General features: G+C 48.4%; 12 protein-coding genes. 1 reads left to right on the top strand and 11 read right to left on the bottom strand.

All coding sequences use genetic code 11. The annotated features are described in order from the left end of the window. Positions 1 to 15 precede the first annotated feature (15 nt). From BP71_RS12320 to BP71_RS12350, 7 genes are all read right to left on the bottom strand, one after another. Positions 16 to 3,510 (bottom strand): TonB-dependent receptor, encoded by a 3,495-nt coding sequence (locus BP71_RS12320; protein ID WP_496379567.1) that lies wholly within the window; start codon positions 3,508 to 3,510, stop codon positions 16 to 18. 217 nt (positions 3,511 to 3,727) lie between these two features. Continuing rightward, the gene (locus BP71_RS12325) at positions 3,728 to 4,873 is read right to left on the bottom strand and encodes a FecR family protein (RefSeq protein WP_496379569.1); all 1,146 of its coding nucleotides are present in this window, start codon (positions 4,871 to 4,873) and stop codon (positions 3,728 to 3,730) included. Positions 4,874 to 4,964: 91 nt separating this feature from the next. After that, positions 4,965 to 5,582: an RNA polymerase sigma factor gene (locus BP71_RS12330; protein WP_496379571.1), complete on the bottom strand. Its 618-nt coding sequence runs from the start codon at positions 5,580 to 5,582 to the stop codon at positions 4,965 to 4,967. A gap of 149 nt (positions 5,583 to 5,731) precedes the next feature. Further along, on the bottom strand, positions 5,732 to 6,535 hold the full coding sequence (locus BP71_RS12335; protein WP_496379573.1) for a hypothetical protein: 804 nt from the start codon (positions 6,533 to 6,535) through the stop codon (positions 5,732 to 5,734). A 206-nt stretch (positions 6,536 to 6,741) separates the two neighbouring features. Continuing rightward, positions 6,742 to 7,815, bottom strand: a complete 1,074-nt coding sequence (locus BP71_RS12340) for an aminotransferase class V-fold PLP-dependent enzyme (RefSeq protein ID WP_496379574.1) — start codon at positions 7,813 to 7,815, stop codon at positions 6,742 to 6,744. Between the two features lie 92 nt (positions 7,816 to 7,907). Next, positions 7,908 to 9,815, bottom strand: coding sequence for a phosphoglycerate dehydrogenase (serA, locus tag BP71_RS12345; RefSeq protein ID WP_496379576.1), 1,908 nt, complete (start codon positions 9,813 to 9,815; stop codon positions 7,908 to 7,910). A gap of 155 nt (positions 9,816 to 9,970) precedes the next feature. After that, positions 9,971 to 10,948, bottom strand: a complete 978-nt coding sequence (locus BP71_RS12350) for a YheT family hydrolase (RefSeq protein ID WP_496379578.1) — start codon at positions 10,946 to 10,948, stop codon at positions 9,971 to 9,973. A gap of 113 nt (positions 10,949 to 11,061) precedes the next feature. Here BP71_RS12350 and BP71_RS12355 point away from each other — a divergent pair, with 113 nt between their 5' ends. Beyond that, a complete protein-coding gene (locus tag BP71_RS12355; protein WP_250766577.1) occupies positions 11,062 to 11,253 on the top strand; it encodes a cold-shock protein in 192 nt (63 codons plus the stop codon). Positions 11,254 to 11,321: 68 nt separating this feature from the next. Here the strand turns inward: BP71_RS12355 and BP71_RS12360 are convergent, their stop codons facing one another. From BP71_RS12360 to BP71_RS12375, 4 genes are all read right to left on the bottom strand, one after another. Then, positions 11,322 to 12,254, bottom strand: coding sequence for a polysaccharide deacetylase family protein (locus BP71_RS12360; protein ID WP_496379580.1), 933 nt, complete (start codon positions 12,252 to 12,254; stop codon positions 11,322 to 11,324). A 64-nt stretch (positions 12,255 to 12,318) separates the two neighbouring features. Then, on the bottom strand, positions 12,319 to 13,341 hold the full coding sequence (locus tag BP71_RS12365) for an aldo/keto reductase (protein ID WP_496379582.1): 1,023 nt from the start codon (positions 13,339 to 13,341) through the stop codon (positions 12,319 to 12,321). A 112-nt stretch (positions 13,342 to 13,453) separates the two neighbouring features. Continuing rightward, on the bottom strand, positions 13,454 to 13,834 hold the full coding sequence (locus BP71_RS12370) for a co-chaperone GroES (RefSeq protein ID WP_188934320.1): 381 nt from the start codon (positions 13,832 to 13,834) through the stop codon (positions 13,454 to 13,456). Between the two features lie 100 nt (positions 13,835 to 13,934). Then, on the bottom strand, positions 13,935 to 15,404 hold the full coding sequence (locus tag BP71_RS12375; protein WP_496379585.1) for an MBOAT family O-acyltransferase: 1,470 nt from the start codon (positions 15,402 to 15,404) through the stop codon (positions 13,935 to 13,937). Positions 15,405 to 15,408: the final 4 nt, after the last annotated feature.

A 15,408-nucleotide genomic window follows, 5' to 3' on the forward strand; every position in this document is an offset into this window, starting at 1 on the left:
TGGAATCCAATCGGTTTAAATAGATAGGTTGATGCCTATGTTCACAAACTTGTTCTGCGGGAATTGCAGTCCGTTATCGTTCTCGATCTCAGGGTCGATACCGTATTCTTTCACGTTGTCGATCGAGAACAGGTTGTAGCCGTTGATATAGAACCGGGCGCGTTGCAGGCGAAGTTTTTCCAGGATCGATTTCGGCAGGGAGTAGCTGAGCTCGATCGTTCTGGCCCGGATGTATTTCACATTATGCACCCAGAATGTGGAGTTTTTGTAATTGATATGGTCGCCGTCGTTATAGCGAAATGCGGGATATTTACCCGGGATCCACTCGCTGTTCACATCGAACGGATCGGCACGGTGCCACCTGTCGAGGAAGATGCTGTTCAGAGCACCTTCGTTCTGGTATGGCCAGCGCTGCTCGTAGTTCTGGTTCCACGAATACATCCCGCCACCTGAGAAGTCGGCATTGAAACCGATGCCTTTCCAGCTTACGGAAAAGTTCAACCCAAAATTCACATTAGGTTGGCCGGTAGCGTTGTAGCCTATCGGTCTCTCGTCCAGGCCGTTGATCACGTTATCTCCGTTAATGTCTTTGTAAATCAAATCTCCCGGCAGCAATGTGCGGTTGCCCTGGCCATCGATATTCACAGGATATTCGGCAATCTGCTGTGCCGACTGGAACTGGCCGGTTGCCTCATATCCCCAGAAAATATTGTTGTAACGGTCTTCCTTCGAGTTGCGATAGCGGTCCCAGGAGTTGTTGAAGATCGGCTTGTACGACGCATCGAAGCGTGTGCGTGAGAACGATACATTACCGCCGATCGAGTAGTTGACATTGCCGGCTTTTCCATTGTAGGTCAATGCTCCCTCCCAGCCGCGCTGCGAGTCACTGTTCACGTTTTCGTCGGGCAACGAGTAACCCAGCTCGCTGGGAACGAGGATGTCGTATTTACGGCCCAGCAATCCGGTACGGAGGCGGTAGAAGTAATCCACGCTACCGGTGACTTTGGTTCCGAGGAACGAGAAGTCAGCACCGATGTCCAGGATCTTGCTTTTAAACCATGAAATCGTATTGATGATCTGGCCTTTGTCACGCGATGTTACCACGGCATTGCCGCTCAGGATCACATTTCCTTTGTTGTAATCATAGCCTGGCAGGTATGCGTACGGGCTCAGCGGCCTGTTCGGGTCGTTATCGAAGAGAATGTTGTCATCCCCGAGGATACCATAGGAAGCCCTGAATTTCAGGTCATCCAGAATGCTGCGCTCGCCCACTACCTTTTTGAAAAAACCTTCTTCGGAGATCCTCCAACCCACGGAAGCGGAGGGAAAATAACCTACGCGACGGTCCGGCGCAAACTTCCACGAGGCGTCACGACGGGCCGAAACTTCGAGGTAATACTTGCCGCCATAATCGTAATTCACCCTACCGATGTACCCTATACGCGCCAGCTCAGTATCGGTATCATTATACGTATCCATGGTTGGAAAGTATATCAATGGCAACACGTTCGTTTTGGGCACGGCGTGTACCCATTGCTCCTGTACCTGCTCATCCTGCCATTCCGAAACGAAGGTAGCGCCTACCGTGTGTTTGCCAAATGTGTTGTTGTAGGCAAGCTGCCCCTGGTACACATTACGCATTACTTTCTTAGTACCGCGCTCGCGCCACGGGTTGGTGGAGCCGCCGGTAACAGTGTAGGTGTCGTCGTTTGGATTGTAGGTGTAAGCCTTGTAGGTGTACTCGTGTCCGTTCATGACGCGGTCGGCGATGTAGTAGGAGTACATTCCCCTCGCGCTCAAACCTTTCACGCCCGGGATCTGGTATTCTGCCGAGAAGTTGGTTTGCAACACGCGCCAGTATTCAGTCCAGTAGCCGCCGAGTTTCTTGTTATTATAAGCCCAGTTGGTTTCGTTGTGCTTGATATCGTTCAGATATTCAGGGTTATCGTTTGCGTACGGGCGCTCAAACGGGCGGTTGCGCAGGATCGCGAAACGAGGGAGCCAATAGTCGTCCGCACCGGGGATACCGGGCTGGTCGCGCTTCTCGATCCGTCCGTTGATCTGCACACCCAGTTTCAGACGGTCGGTGATTTTCGCATCGACGTTGCTCTGAATGTTGGTACGGTCAAATGTAAATTCCCGGCCCAGCACGGAGTTCTGGCTCAGGCGTGTTGCTGAAATGTAATAGTTGATTTTATCCGAACCGCCGGTCATGTTCAGGTTGATCGAGCTTAACGGCGCATTCTTTTTGATAATGAAGTCTTTCCAGTTAAATGTCTGATAACCGCGCTCGGTACCCACACGATACTTTTCAAGTTCGGCCTGCGTGATCGACGTTTTGCCAAATTGGTTCATCTCCGCTTCCGCTTTGCCGTGCATCCATTGATAGGAATCGTTCACGACATTCGGGAAGCGCGACCAGTTTTGCCAGCCAGTGTAAGCATCGACGCTCACCGTATTTTTCGCACCCATTTTACCGCGTTTGGTCGTCACAACCACTACCCCATTCGCTGCACGAACCCCGTAAATAGCCGCGGAAGCGTCTTTTAATACGGAAATACTCTCGATGTCGTTAGGAGAAATGTTGTTGAACTGGCCTGCATCCTGCTGGATTCCGTCGATCACGAACAACGGGTTACCCATGTTCCGGATCTGGATATTGGCACTCGCGCCCGGACGGCCATCCGGCATCCGGAATGTGACGCCAGGAATTTTCCCCGCCAAACCCGAGCTCACTGTCGAACCTCCATGCACGCGCTCAATGTCCTTGCTCGTAACCGTGGCGATTGCGCCCGTGAGTGATTCTTTTCTTTGCGTACCATAACCTACCACAACCACTTCTTCCAGCGCTTTGTTATCTACTTTCAAAACGATATCCAATGCGCTTTGGCCCGCCGGAACGGCTACTTCCTGGGAGATAAAGCCCACAAATGAGAAGATCAGCACATGCTCGCCGTTGGGTAGCGTCAGGGAGAAATTGCCCTTTTCGTCCGTGGAAGTACCGGTCTGTGTACCTTTCAATACCACACTAACGCCGGGCAAACCTGCACCGGCCTCATCTTTAACAACCCCTGAAATGGACTTATCCACCGTCTCGGCGGTGATTTCCACAATGGGCGTTTCCTCCGAAACAGGTTCAGCCGAAGCATGGTCGGGCTTGATCACGATCAGGTCGTTATTGATCTTGTAATACAATTCAAGGGGTTTCAGCAAAGCATCCAAAACGGCCGATAATGAGCCATTTTTAACCTTTACCGAAGCCCGGCGACCAGATTGGATCAATTTTGAGCTGAATATAAACTTCGCATTGGTCTGCTTTTCCAGCTGCGCGAAAATCGTTTTGATCTCCTCGTTCCGGATATCAACGGTAACCTTCTGGCTCAATGCGGATTGAGCCCTCCCGTCGTTCGCCCACGTGAGGCCCGCAAACAGGCCAGCCAGGATACATTGTATTAATGTTATTCGCATGAGCTTGATGAGAAAGTCTTCAGGTCGTCGAACTTTTTTCATATTTTTGAATGAATTTGTTGTTTAAGGAGATTATTCAACGAAATCTTCCCCTGTTCATCCATTGTCCAAATGGATGTAGCAGTAATGTCCGTTACTGTGGGGGAACCTGGGATCAGTCATGCTGGAACATGGCTGGTCTTTTTTTATTTTCAGGCAATAGGGTATCGTTACGTCATAGGCGGCGTTTAGGGTAAAATGTGATATGTCAGGTTAAAAACTACTTACATCCTTTTCCCAGGATCGTTATCTGGTTATCGGCCATTTCGTACTGCGCGTCCAGCGCATTGCAGATCACATCGAGCTTTTCCTTGAAAGGCTGCCCGATCAAAGTCGCGTTCAGCGGGCAATTGCCCATTTTTTCCCGGTCGTAAACGATCCGGACGTTGTAGGCGCTTTCCAGTATCCGGAACACCTCCGAAACCGGTGTCTCATCAAATACAAACTGCTGTTTTGAAACATCCTTTTCAGAAGCCACCGCCACCACGGCAGGCAACGGAATGATCTTACCACTCTCCTTCGAAAACGCGATCCGCTGATCGTGATTCAACGTTACCCCCTCCAACTCGGGCTTGTCCAGAACGGCCTCTTTTTGGGTATTATCCAGATTATTAATGGAAAATACGGAAACAGTACCCGTCCTTACTTCCACTTTAATGTCCTTGCTTTCCGAAGATGCATCGATGGTGAAACTGGTACCGAGGACTTTCGTAGCCAGGCCGTAGCTGTATACCAGGAACGGCTTCTGCTTATTTTTTACTATTTCAAAAAATGCTTTTCCGGTCAAGGTAACCTCTCTGCGTTTCCTGTTCACGCCTTCCGAATAGCTTAGCCTGCCGCCGGGTTGGAGCACTACCGAACTTCCGTCTTGCAGCAGCACCGTCATCGGCTTGTCGGTATCATTATATTTCTGAATCGTATTGGGCAAGCCGACCTCCTCCCGCACTGCTACTTCCTGCAGAGGCCCATCGGCTTTCTTGTAATAGAACCAGTAACTCACCGAACCAATGCTCAGGATCAGCGCTGCCGATGCGGCCACGCGCGCCCAGCGCCATCCGTGTCCGCGACTCGTTTTGAAAACCGGAACCGGCTCTTCGTCCGGCGTTTTCTGCACATCGTCATGCATATGGCTTTCGACGATACTCCACATTCTATCGCTTTGCTTCTGGGTAGGCTGATGCCTCCCCGTGTCCTTTGCCAATAGAATGACGTATTCCCGCGCGGACTCCACAGTTTTGCGTTTCCTGGGATTGTTTTCCAGGAAGGCCCGCCATTTGCGGTCGCTGAGTTCGTCGGGATGCATTACCCAGGCGATAAACTCTTCATTTCTGATCAGCTCGGTCAGAGAATAAGGATCATGCTTCATGTTTCGCGGGATGCAGTTCGTCGTTCAATAGTACAGAGCGACGAAACGCGGATTTGACCTCTCCAAAATGAAATTTTTTGAAGAAATATTTTTAAATAAATAGTAACAGCCAGAAAATCAGGGAAGAAATGAGCAGGATTTCCCGGCTCTGGCGAAGGGAAGTCAACGCTTTGTAGATAAAGTTGCGGACAGACTTTTCATTCACGGCCATAATCTCGGCGATTTCTTCAATGCTGAAGTCGTCGAAATAGCGCAGCGTGAGTGCTTCGAGCTGCCGCTCGGGTAGCTGCGCGAGCAGTTCCTGAATGCGTTGCGCGCGCATGGAAGACGATTCCACTTCAATCAGCATCGCTTCGGAATGGATGTGGTTGGCAGGTGTATCCTCATCGTCGAGCTCGCTGATCTCCTCCATGGAAGGGAACTTGTCGAGCGCCACATGAATGCGCCGCCGCAATGCGCGGTATAAATAGAATTTAACGGAAGTGACGTTTTCAGTAAGGTTATTCCGCAGCCGCCAGACGTCGATAAACACATCCTGGACGGCATCCTCAACCAGCGAGGAATTACTGGAAAGCTTGCTGCCGTAGTTGTAAAGTGTGCGGTGGTATTTTTCAAAAATTGCAGTAAAGGCTCCCTCATCGCCCGTGCGAATCCGTTGCCACAGATCATAGTCCTTGGTATCGCCCGTTGAGGTAGCAATATGAATCACCGCTTCTGTATGTTTTCGTAAGAAAGCATAAAGCTAAAAATTTATCCTTAAAATACCATTGGGTGATCGACTATCGTAGTTCGGCCATTTGGTATTTACGAAAAAAGCTGCCTTTGGGGCAACCTTGTGATTTTTTGTATGTGGTACTACTACAAGTTTCGCTTTACTTCTCTCACAAATGCAGCTGGGACACCAACTAACCGGGCGATTTCCCGCTGGGTGAATTTCGTTTCACGGAGCAGATTTTGGACGAAGGTCGTATTGCGGGCAATGCGTTCCTGCGATGCCCCCTGTTCCAAACCTTTTTCAAGCCCTTCTTCTTTACCTTCCTCCTTCACAATCATTAAAATAGTTTCTTCGAATGTCATAGGAATTTCGTGTTTACCAACTACCCTATCTATTTCCAGGTCAAACGCTCTGTCGAGTTCTGAACTGCCTAACCTCACATAAAATTGCAGAAAATTCATCAGCCTTCCAATCTTCCATTTGGGAATATTGCGGTCCAGAAGCCTTTTTGCTAGGTCAATTTTCAAACGGTATAGATCATTTGCTGAAAGCTTCTTTCCAATGAGCGCGGTCTTGGTAATGAAGATGGCTTGGGCGAACGGATTGTCGCTGACAGCCAGTTCTTCCTCTGATTGATCCAATACTTTGTAACTGTTGAACCGAAAACACAAGCTCGTTCCCAGGCAACTTTGAACAAACTCACAAGGATGATAATGCTTACAATCATCCGTAACAATGGCGAAGGCAGTGACCGGCTTGCGGTGCTTGTCCCAAATACGATAGTAGTAGGTAAACATACGCTCCGCAAAGTCGTTATCACGGTAGCCCTGCACTTCGATATGAATCAAAATCCATTCTTCAAGTCCAGACCGACTGTATACTTTTACAAGTTTATCCACAAATTTAGGCGAAAATTGATCGCCTTCCGGCGGAAAAAGCTGCTCCAACTCCTGATCCAGGTATTCGAAACCCTTTTCTATGTCAAACACTGCATCAGCATCGGGGAAGAAGAATTTCAGAAAATCATCAAAAATGTCTTCCAGTATTGATTTCCAAAGAATATCGTTTCGCTTCATCAAAAAAAGAAAAAGGGTGCCTGAACATTTGTACGTTCATGCACCCTTTTGGTAACACTATTCTACAAGCTATTTTTTCAGAGCTTTCCGAGTTCGTGGATCAGCTTTTCGGTGTCTGCTACGGAAGTCGCCGGGAAATTGGCAATGCGCAGTTGTGTGGCTTTTCCAGCCCCATAACCGCTTCCGATCACCATGTCTTTTGACTTAATGCTCTTGATGATATCAGCCGATGGCGCTTCGGTATCCGTTACGATGACTGTTTGAGAGCGGAAAGCCTTTTCCTTCACAAATGCAGAGAAACCTGATGTCTTCTCAATAAATTTATAAATCATACTTGCCTTCTGCTCGGTTTCCTTGCGGATATTCTTCACACCGATACGATTGAAATCTTCCGCAACTTTGCCTAACAAGTAAATTCCCATCACATTTGGCGTGGCTGGCGTTTCGTTATTTTGTGCGTTCTTCCAAAGTGTCGGCAGGTCGTTGTGTGCGCCGATGGAATACGTGTTGCGAATGCTCTTCGCTTTTTCGAGACAACGCTCGTTCACGATCCATACGCCTAACCCTGCCGGCAAACCGAATGCTTTTTGAACCGAGAAAAACGCCGTGTCAATAATGCTGTAATCCAGCTCCGGATACGGTGCGGATGATACCATATCCACCGCGATGAACTTACCAGGGTGCTTTTGTTTCAATTTATGAATTTCAGCGACCGGCATTTGTACACCCGAACTCGTTTCGTTATGCGTCGTGGCGATCAGTTCGGCATATTCGGGCACTTCAATTTCCGAAGCAACAAAGCCCTCACCCATCGGTTTTTCAAACTTGTGGGCGTATTTGTTCAATGCATTCGAATAGTCGTAAAACTTCTTCGAAAACGAGCCATTCACGAGGTGGAAACTTTCGAGTTCAACAGTACTGAACAGGATGCGTTCCCAAGCTTCCGAAGCGGAACCTAAAAATAGGACTGCGTGCGTGTCAGGCACGTTGAGCAACGTCCGCAGCTGGTCGACCGTGAATTTATGCAAGTCGCGGTACTGCTGGCTGCGGTGGGAGATCGAGCCGAGCTGGTTGTCGACAAATGTCTTCAAATGCTGCTCGAACGTCGGATACAACGCCGCCGGGCCCGGAGTGAAAAAAGTTAATGACATTATTACTGATTGAATGACCGGGTTACCGGTGCGATGAGTGACTGAATGAGTGAATGAGCAGCCTTGACAGGCCCGACCATTCACTCCAATTCCTAGTAAAGCATCCGGAAACGGATCGTTCCTTCCACCTCTTTCACTTCCTGGATAAATTCCTCTGTATAATCCTTGGCAATATCAACGATCACGTAACCGATATGCTCGTTGGTTTTGAGATACTGCCCGGTGATGTTGATATTGTTTTTCGCAAAAATCTGGTTCAGCTTCGCCAGCACGCCCGGTACGTTCGCGTGGATGTGCAGCAAACGGTGCGAATCTTTCAGCTTTGGTAATTGTACCTCGGGGAAGTTGACGCTGCCGTATGAGCTGCCGTTATTCATGAATTCCAGCAATTTGGAAGGCACAAAATGACCGATATTCTCCTGCGCCTCTTCGGTGCTACCACCAATGTGTGGCGTCAGAATCACGTTCGGCAAGCCAAGCAGCTCGCTTTCGAACATTTCATCGTTGGTTTTCGGCTCCTTAGGGAACACGTCGACACCCGCACCGGCTACTTTTCCGCTTTTCACGGCGCCGGCCAGCGCTTTAATGTCCACCACGTGCCCGCGTGAGAGGTTCAGGAAGATCACACCGTCTTTCATCAGGTCAAACTCGCGTTTGCCGATCATATTGGTGTTTTCCTTACGGCCGTCCACGTGCAAGCTCAGCACGTCGGACATTGCCAGAAGCTCTTCCAGTGTATTTACCTTCTTGGCATTTCCGATAGATAGTTTTTCAACCGCATCATAGAAATACACATCCATACCCAAAGCTTCTGCAACCACAGAAAGCTGCGTACCGATGCTGCCGTAACCTACCATACCGAGTTTCTTGCCACGGATTTCGAAGCTACCATTCGCAGATTTGTCCCAGATGCCTTTGTGCATGGAATTGCTCTTGCCAACGATATTACGGATCAGCAGGATCATTTCCCCCACTGCCAGTTCCACCACAGAGCGGGTGTTGCTGTAAGGCGCGTTGAACACCGCGATACCTTTTTTAGCTGCCTCGTCCAGGTCGATCTGGTTGGTTCCGATACAGAATGCACCGATCGCCATCAGACGGTTCGCATTTTCGAGCACGCGCTTGGTAATGGTAGTTTTGGAACGGATACCAATAATGGATACGTCCTTGATACGCTCGCAAAGTTCATCCTCATCGAGAGCGCCTTTTACGAATTCTACATTGAAGCCTTCTTCTTCGAATGCCTTCCGCGCCACGGGATGCACGTTTTCAAGCAAAAGCACCTTGATCCGGCTCTTCGGATAAGACTGGCTTCTGCTGAATTTATTGTCATATAAAAAATCGTCAAAAGAAGTGGCAATGTGATCGGCTACGGCTGTCACTCTCGGACGTTCGATGTTTTCAGTAAATGCATAAAAACGGTTGGCGAGGCCCGACGCTTTTAGTTCATAATCCGTATAACCGTCGCCGATGGCATAAACGTCACCGGACAGGTTCAATGCCGAAAGGATCTTGATCTTTCCGCCGTCCATCGACAGCACATTCTCCTCGTCGATGCCGATGATATTTCCTTCCTCATCAAAAATAAATTCGTTGGCATATACGTGATCGGCCAGAATCCCCATTTCCGTCGCTACCGGTACGATAAATTCTTTAAACCCGCTGGAAACGATAAAAATCTGCTCCGTATTTTCCGTCAAAAACTGCGTATTCCGCTTAAACGAATCCGAAACCTTGGTCCTCAGGAAGGAAACCAGCTCGTCAATATGTGAGCGGTTTGCTTTCAATAAGGCGATGCGCTGGCGCAGGCCATCCGCAAACGACATTTCGCCATTCATACCCTTATTGGTCAGGTCAGAAATTTTCTGAACAACCTGATCACGCTCCGGATGGCCTTTCAAGGCGATCGCGGCTAATTCGTCGAGCCCTTCCACTTTGGTGAAAGTACTGTCGAAATCGATGATAATGTACGGTGGTGGATTGAGAGTTAATGTGGACATGAAGCGGGAAATAACTGGAAAAATGATCGAGTTAACGTGATTTTTATCTCTAAGGGTCCGGTCTGTCTGAAACAGGCCACAAAATTACCAAATCTGTTTAGATATGACACTAACAAAATAATCTTTGGATCAGTTTTCTTGTCTGCAAAAGTATCTCAGGCTCCCTGTGTAAGGAACTCCACGGCACGGGTTTCCGACCAGTAAAACCCGCCAGCCAGACGTGCGGGTCGGAAACCGCAATGTCCGCCGTCAGGCGTTGCAATCATACACACCAGCTGATGGGCACGGATCAGGTCCAGGGGCAGGCTCGAAAAAGGTACGATCGGGTCGTTTTGGGCATTGATGATCATCGTGGGAACCGCAATGGCATCCACAAAATGCATAGAGCTACATTTCGCATAATAATCGTCTGCACCGTCGAAGCCGTGCAGTGGTGCGGTATAAATGTGATCAAAGTCGTAGAGTGTCCGGACATTCCGGTGGTCTTTCAAGCTGATCTCAACCGGAAAACGCGCTGCCTTCGCGGCTACCTTTGGTTTCAGGGTATTCAAAAAACGGTGCATATATACCCGGTTTTCACGTCGGATAATGGACAGGCTGCACGCTTTGAGATCCATAGGGACGCTGTAAACCAGTGCATTCTTGATACGTGGGTCTACATTCCCGCCCATTTCCCCGAGATATTTGAGTGTAAGATTACCTCCCAGGCTAAAACCCATTAAGTGAACGCGATCATAACCCCGGGCAAGCGCATGCCGCAACACCAGCCCAAGATCGTCTGTGGCGCCGCTATGATAAAACCTCGCCGTCTGGTTCATTTCGCCTCCGCAGCTCCGGAAATTCCAGGCCAGGCAATCGAAGCCCTGACGATTCAGCAACTTTACCATGCCTGTGATATACTGACGTGTACTGTTCCCTTCGAGTCCGTGAGACAGTACGACAAGCGGTTTGTTGAGCTCCGTTTCTCCGTACGACCAGTCAAGGTCCAGAAAGTCATCATCGGGAGTTACAATTTTTTCACGAAAATATTTTATACCGGTTATCTGCCGGAAGAGCGCCGGATAAATGCTTTGAAAATGCCCATTTGGAAGCCAATATGGCGATATTTTTGATTTGAGTTGGACTAACGGCATGATACAAAACTCATTAAAATATCTGAAAATAATTTTATGGTAAAGAACTTTAGTGTTGGATTTCTGTATTTTCTATCTAAATTTGGCTTTTACAAATAATAAGAACAATTCTAATGGCAGAAGGTACAGTTAAGTTTTTCAATGAATCTAAAGGATTTGGGTTCATCCAACCATCAACAGGTGAGAAAGACATTTTCGTTCACGTTTCAGGTCTTCAAGACGATATCCGCGAAAATGACAAAGTGTCTTACGAGGTAGAAAATGGAAGAAAAGGTCTAAACGCAGTTAACGTAAGAGTTATCTAAGGTTAGTCATAATAAAGACATTTCGAAAGCACGTCTCCGAGGGACGTGCTTTTTTAATGTCCGATTTTTCATTTCTTCTTGGTCGTCGCTTCATAGGCTTTTTGCGTTTCCGGGTCGAAAGGCTCCGCACGCATCGCTGCGCGACGGGAAGCGGCATCCTTCACCCATCGATACACCCACGAAAAGCCGGCGTTACCATAATAATAGCCGTACGAACCATAGGCCGGATCACTCATCGCTTCCGCAAGGCTAATAAAACGATATTCCTTTTCTTTCAATTTTTGCACCAGTGCAGGCAGAAAATCCGTATTCAGCCGATTGTCATGGCAGAGGTAGATCTGCCTGACAGGTTTCCCGGTGACCACGACGGCCAGACTGTCAAAATAGTCGAAATGCCGAAGACTGAGGGCTACGTAACGATTACCAATGGTCCTCGCCTCTTCCCGTTTGCCATCCCGCAAAGCCTTCTCATAAAGTTGTGTATAAAGCCAGTCTTCACTTTCAACGGTGAAAGGGGTTGAGATGTAATGCTTCTCTGCCAGGAACTGCTGCATACGGACCTGCTCAGCACTGTCCCTACCCATGCCATTAAAGGGAAAACGAAAATATTCAAGATTCTTTCCCGCACTGACTGCCATCTGACGGCTCAGCTCTTCACCTTTCAATACCTGTTCCTTGAATGTGTCGAAACCGGCTTCCCCTAAATTGGGATGCGAATAGCTGTGGTTTCCCACGGTAACGTACCGCTTCGAAATCCAGCTTTGAAGCAGGGATCTGTTCTTTTCAAAAGCTTTGGTCAATCGGAGGTTTCCTTCGTTGATAAAAATAGCGACGGGGAGGTTCAGCGAGTCCAGCTTTCGGAGTAAACCGGAAGAATAACCGCTGGTTTCGAACAAATGTACATTAGGCACATCGTCGATTGTGATAGCTACGCTTCGCTGCTGTGCGTAAACGGACGAAGCGAACCCGGTAAACAGGATGGCATAAATGAGATTTTTCATAGCTGGTATTTGATCGATAACTAAAAAGAATGCACCGTCTTTCGACCGTGCATTCAAACTGAATTCAACCTGGGATCCTGTCGCGCCCCTGACGCTCGAACATCCATTGCGGGTATTCTGTTTTCAGCACTGAGACCTCATTCAGTTTTTGAAGCTCATCGCCGGTCAGCACCACCGATGTCGCTGCAATATTGTCACTCAGCTGTTCAGGCTTTTTGGCACCGATGATCACGCTCGTTACGCTTTGCTGGTGCAGCAGCCACGACAATGCGATCTGGGCGACGGATACCCCGTGCGCCGCCGCGATAGGCCCGATCACATCAATGATGTCATACGCCTTTTCTTTATCAATGGGTGGAAAATCAAAATTGTCGCGGCGGTTATCGCCGCCCGACTGGCCATTGCGGGTATATTTCCCTGACAAAAATCCACCTGCCAGCGGGCTCCATGGCATCAGAGCCAGGTTTTGGTCCTTCATCATCGGCACCAGCTCTCTTTCCAGGTCGCGACCGGCGATAGTATAATAATGCTGGCAAGCCACAAATTTCGTCCAGCCGTTTTTTTCGGCGATACCGTTGGCCTTCATGATTTGCCACGCAGCATGATTGCTTACGCCGAGGTATCGCACTTTGCCGGAACGCACCACATCTTCCAGCCCTCGCATGGTTTCTTCCAGCGACGTTTCAACATCTACACCGTGGATATAAAACACGTCGATGTGATCGGTACCCAGCCGGGCGAGGCTTTCTTCCACGGAATCCATGATATGCAGCCTCGACAAACCGATCTGGTTCGCACCAGATGCCATTCTGCCGCGTACTTTTGTGGCGACGACTACATCACTCCGTCTGATGCCCAGACTTTTGAATGCCCGCCCCAGTATTTCTTCGGATTTGCCGTAAGAATACACATTGGCAGTATCGAAAAAATTGATCCCGCTATCGAAAGCCGTTTTTACCAGCGCGGTCCCCTCTTCCTGCTGCAACTTGCCAATAACCTCAAAATAGCCGTCTCCGCCGAAGGTCATGGTCCCGAAACAAAGCTCCGAAACCAGCACACCTGTGTTGCCTAGAAATTTGTACTTCATGTGTTTAGGAATTCAAAAGTTTAGGAGTTAGGACTAGTGAGTTCAAAGTTTAGAGTTCAAAGTCCGTAGTCCTTTGAACTTATGAACCTTAAACTCATAAACTTCAAATTTTCTATTCAAAAAGGTCTTCGGAACGTTCGAGCATCAGGATGGATGACTGCGGAACAATCACATATTTCTGACCATCATATTCCAGATCGATGGCGTTGCGTTGCAAATAAATAGCCAGGTCGCCTTCTTTGGATTGCAAGGGCATGTATTTTACTTTTTCCTCGGTCTCCTTCCATGGTTCGTCCTCCGCAGCCACTGGAATGGGATAACCCGGCCCCACTTTGATCACATAACCGCTTTGAACCTGCTCGCGCTCGGTTACGGTCGGCGGAAGATAAAGCCCACTGTTGGTGCGGTCACTCGGACTTTTGGGACGGATCAAAACACGGTCCCCAACTACGATCAGGCTTTTTAGCCTGTTGTCGGATGTTACTTCGTACATTTTAATTGATACTTAAATCGGTAATAAGAACGTCGGTGCCTGCTCAAAGAACTGTTAACAAATATTTGAGAGCAAATGTTTGCCTCTTTCTCCCACCTTGTTAAAACTGGAAGTAAATAAACTGGTTTTCAGAAACCACACCCAGCATGTAGTTCAGGAAGATAATAACGGCAAACAATATAAAGAACACGGTGGTGTTCCGGGTGGGAATTTTCAGACAATAGTGCTCCTTGATGAGTAGAGACACCACCAGAAAAACGCAAAACCACATTTCGATATGGTTTAATGGTGTCTGCAATGGTTCGGAGAACGAGAAACCGGCCATTTTTTGCAGGATCATAAACGACCTGCCGACCGGGGCCTTGTGATTTCGAAAAAATACCCAGGTAATGGTGACCAGCACAAACGTAAAAACTACGCTGAGTGCATCGGTAAAAGTGTTCTTTGGCATTTCAAAGCCGGCTTTTTTCATCCATTTGTCTCGGAGCGAAGCCGCGACCTGGTAAAATCCGTGCAACGCTCCCCAGATCACATAATTCCAGCTCGCGCCATGCCATAGCCCGCTCACCAGGAATACGATAAACTGGTTGCGGTATTTGATCCATTCCCCCTTCCGATTCCCGCCAAGAGGAATATACAGGTAGTCTTTAAACCAGGATGACAGCGAAATGTGCCATCTTCCCCAGAATTCAGAAATGGATTTCGAGATGTACGGCGTCCTGAAATTATCCATCAATGTAAAGCCCATCACCCGGGCAGCACCAATAGCAATATCCGAATACCCCGAAAAATCGCAGTAGATCTGAAAAGCAAAGAAAACCGTCGCCACGATAAGCGTAATACCATTATGTTTCGCAGGATCTTCGTAGGCGTAGTCGACAAGCATTACAAGCCGGTCGGCGATCACCATTTTCTTGAAAAACCCGAATGCCATCTGCATCAATCCTTCCTTCACCTGCTCGAAATCATACTTGAAAAATGAATGGTACTGGAACAGCATGTTCTGCGGACGCTCGATCGGACCGGCGACCAGCTGTGGGTAGAACATCACGTACAAGGCGTAAATGCCGAAATGCCTCTCCGCCACCTGGTTGCCCCGATACACCTCGATGGTATAACTCATGGCCTGAAAAGTATGGAAAGACAAGCCGATAGGTAACAGAAGTTTCCCGCTTCCGGTCGTCATCCATTCCGCAATCGGGCCGGGGATCAGTCGTGTAAAAGCCGGAAATGCCGGACGTAAATGGAGATTGGCAAGAATAGTATTCACGGAATCCTGCACAAAATCATAGTATTTAAAAAAAGCCAGAATACCGATGTTCGAGATCAGGCTGATCACCAGCAGCATTTTTTTCTGCCGTTGCTCCTGCGATTTCTCGATCCAGATCCCCGCGTAATAGTCGATGATGATGGTTCCAAACAGGATCAGGATGAAAACCGGTTTGAAAACCATATAAAAATAACAGCTGGTTGCGAGCAGGAGCATCCAGCGGCCACGCCACGACAGACTGAAATAAGCCAGCGTGACAACTATAAAGAAAATGGCAAATTGAATCGAATGAAAATCCATCAGG

Source organism: Dyadobacter ginsengisoli DSM 21015 (assembly GCF_059568735.1).

What these genes read in the sequence shown, in the direction of transcription:
- BP71_RS12320 (WP_496379567.1), bottom strand. Translation starts at nt 3,510, where the DNA reads ATGAAAAAAGTTCGACGACCTGAAGACTTTCTCATCAAGCTCATGCGA.
- BP71_RS12325 (WP_496379569.1), bottom strand. Translation starts at nt 4,873, where the DNA reads ATGAAGCATGATCCTTATTCTCTGACCGAGCTGATCAGAAATGAAGAG.
- BP71_RS12340 (WP_496379574.1), bottom strand. Translation starts at nt 7,815, where the DNA reads ATGTCATTAACTTTTTTCACTCCGGGCCCGGCGGCGTTGTATCCGACG.
- serA (WP_496379576.1), bottom strand. Translation starts at nt 9,815, where the DNA reads ATGTCCACATTAACTCTCAATCCACCACCGTACATTATCATCGATTTC.
- BP71_RS12350 (WP_496379578.1), bottom strand. Translation starts at nt 10,948, where the DNA reads ATGCCGTTAGTCCAACTCAAATCAAAAATATCGCCATATTGGCTTCCA.
- BP71_RS12355 (WP_250766577.1), top strand. Translation starts at nt 11,062, where the DNA reads ATGGCAGAAGGTACAGTTAAGTTTTTCAATGAATCTAAAGGATTTGGG.
- BP71_RS12360 (WP_496379580.1), bottom strand. Translation starts at nt 12,254, where the DNA reads ATGAAAAATCTCATTTATGCCATCCTGTTTACCGGGTTCGCTTCGTCC.
- BP71_RS12365 (WP_496379582.1), bottom strand. Translation starts at nt 13,341, where the DNA reads ATGAAGTACAAATTTCTAGGCAACACAGGTGTGCTGGTTTCGGAGCTT.
- BP71_RS12370 (WP_188934320.1), bottom strand. Translation starts at nt 13,834, where the DNA reads ATGTACGAAGTAACATCCGACAACAGGCTAAAAAGCCTGATCGTAGTT.
- BP71_RS12375 (WP_496379585.1), bottom strand. Translation starts at nt 15,404, where the DNA reads ATGGATTTTCATTCGATTCAATTTGCCATTTTCTTTATAGTTGTCACG.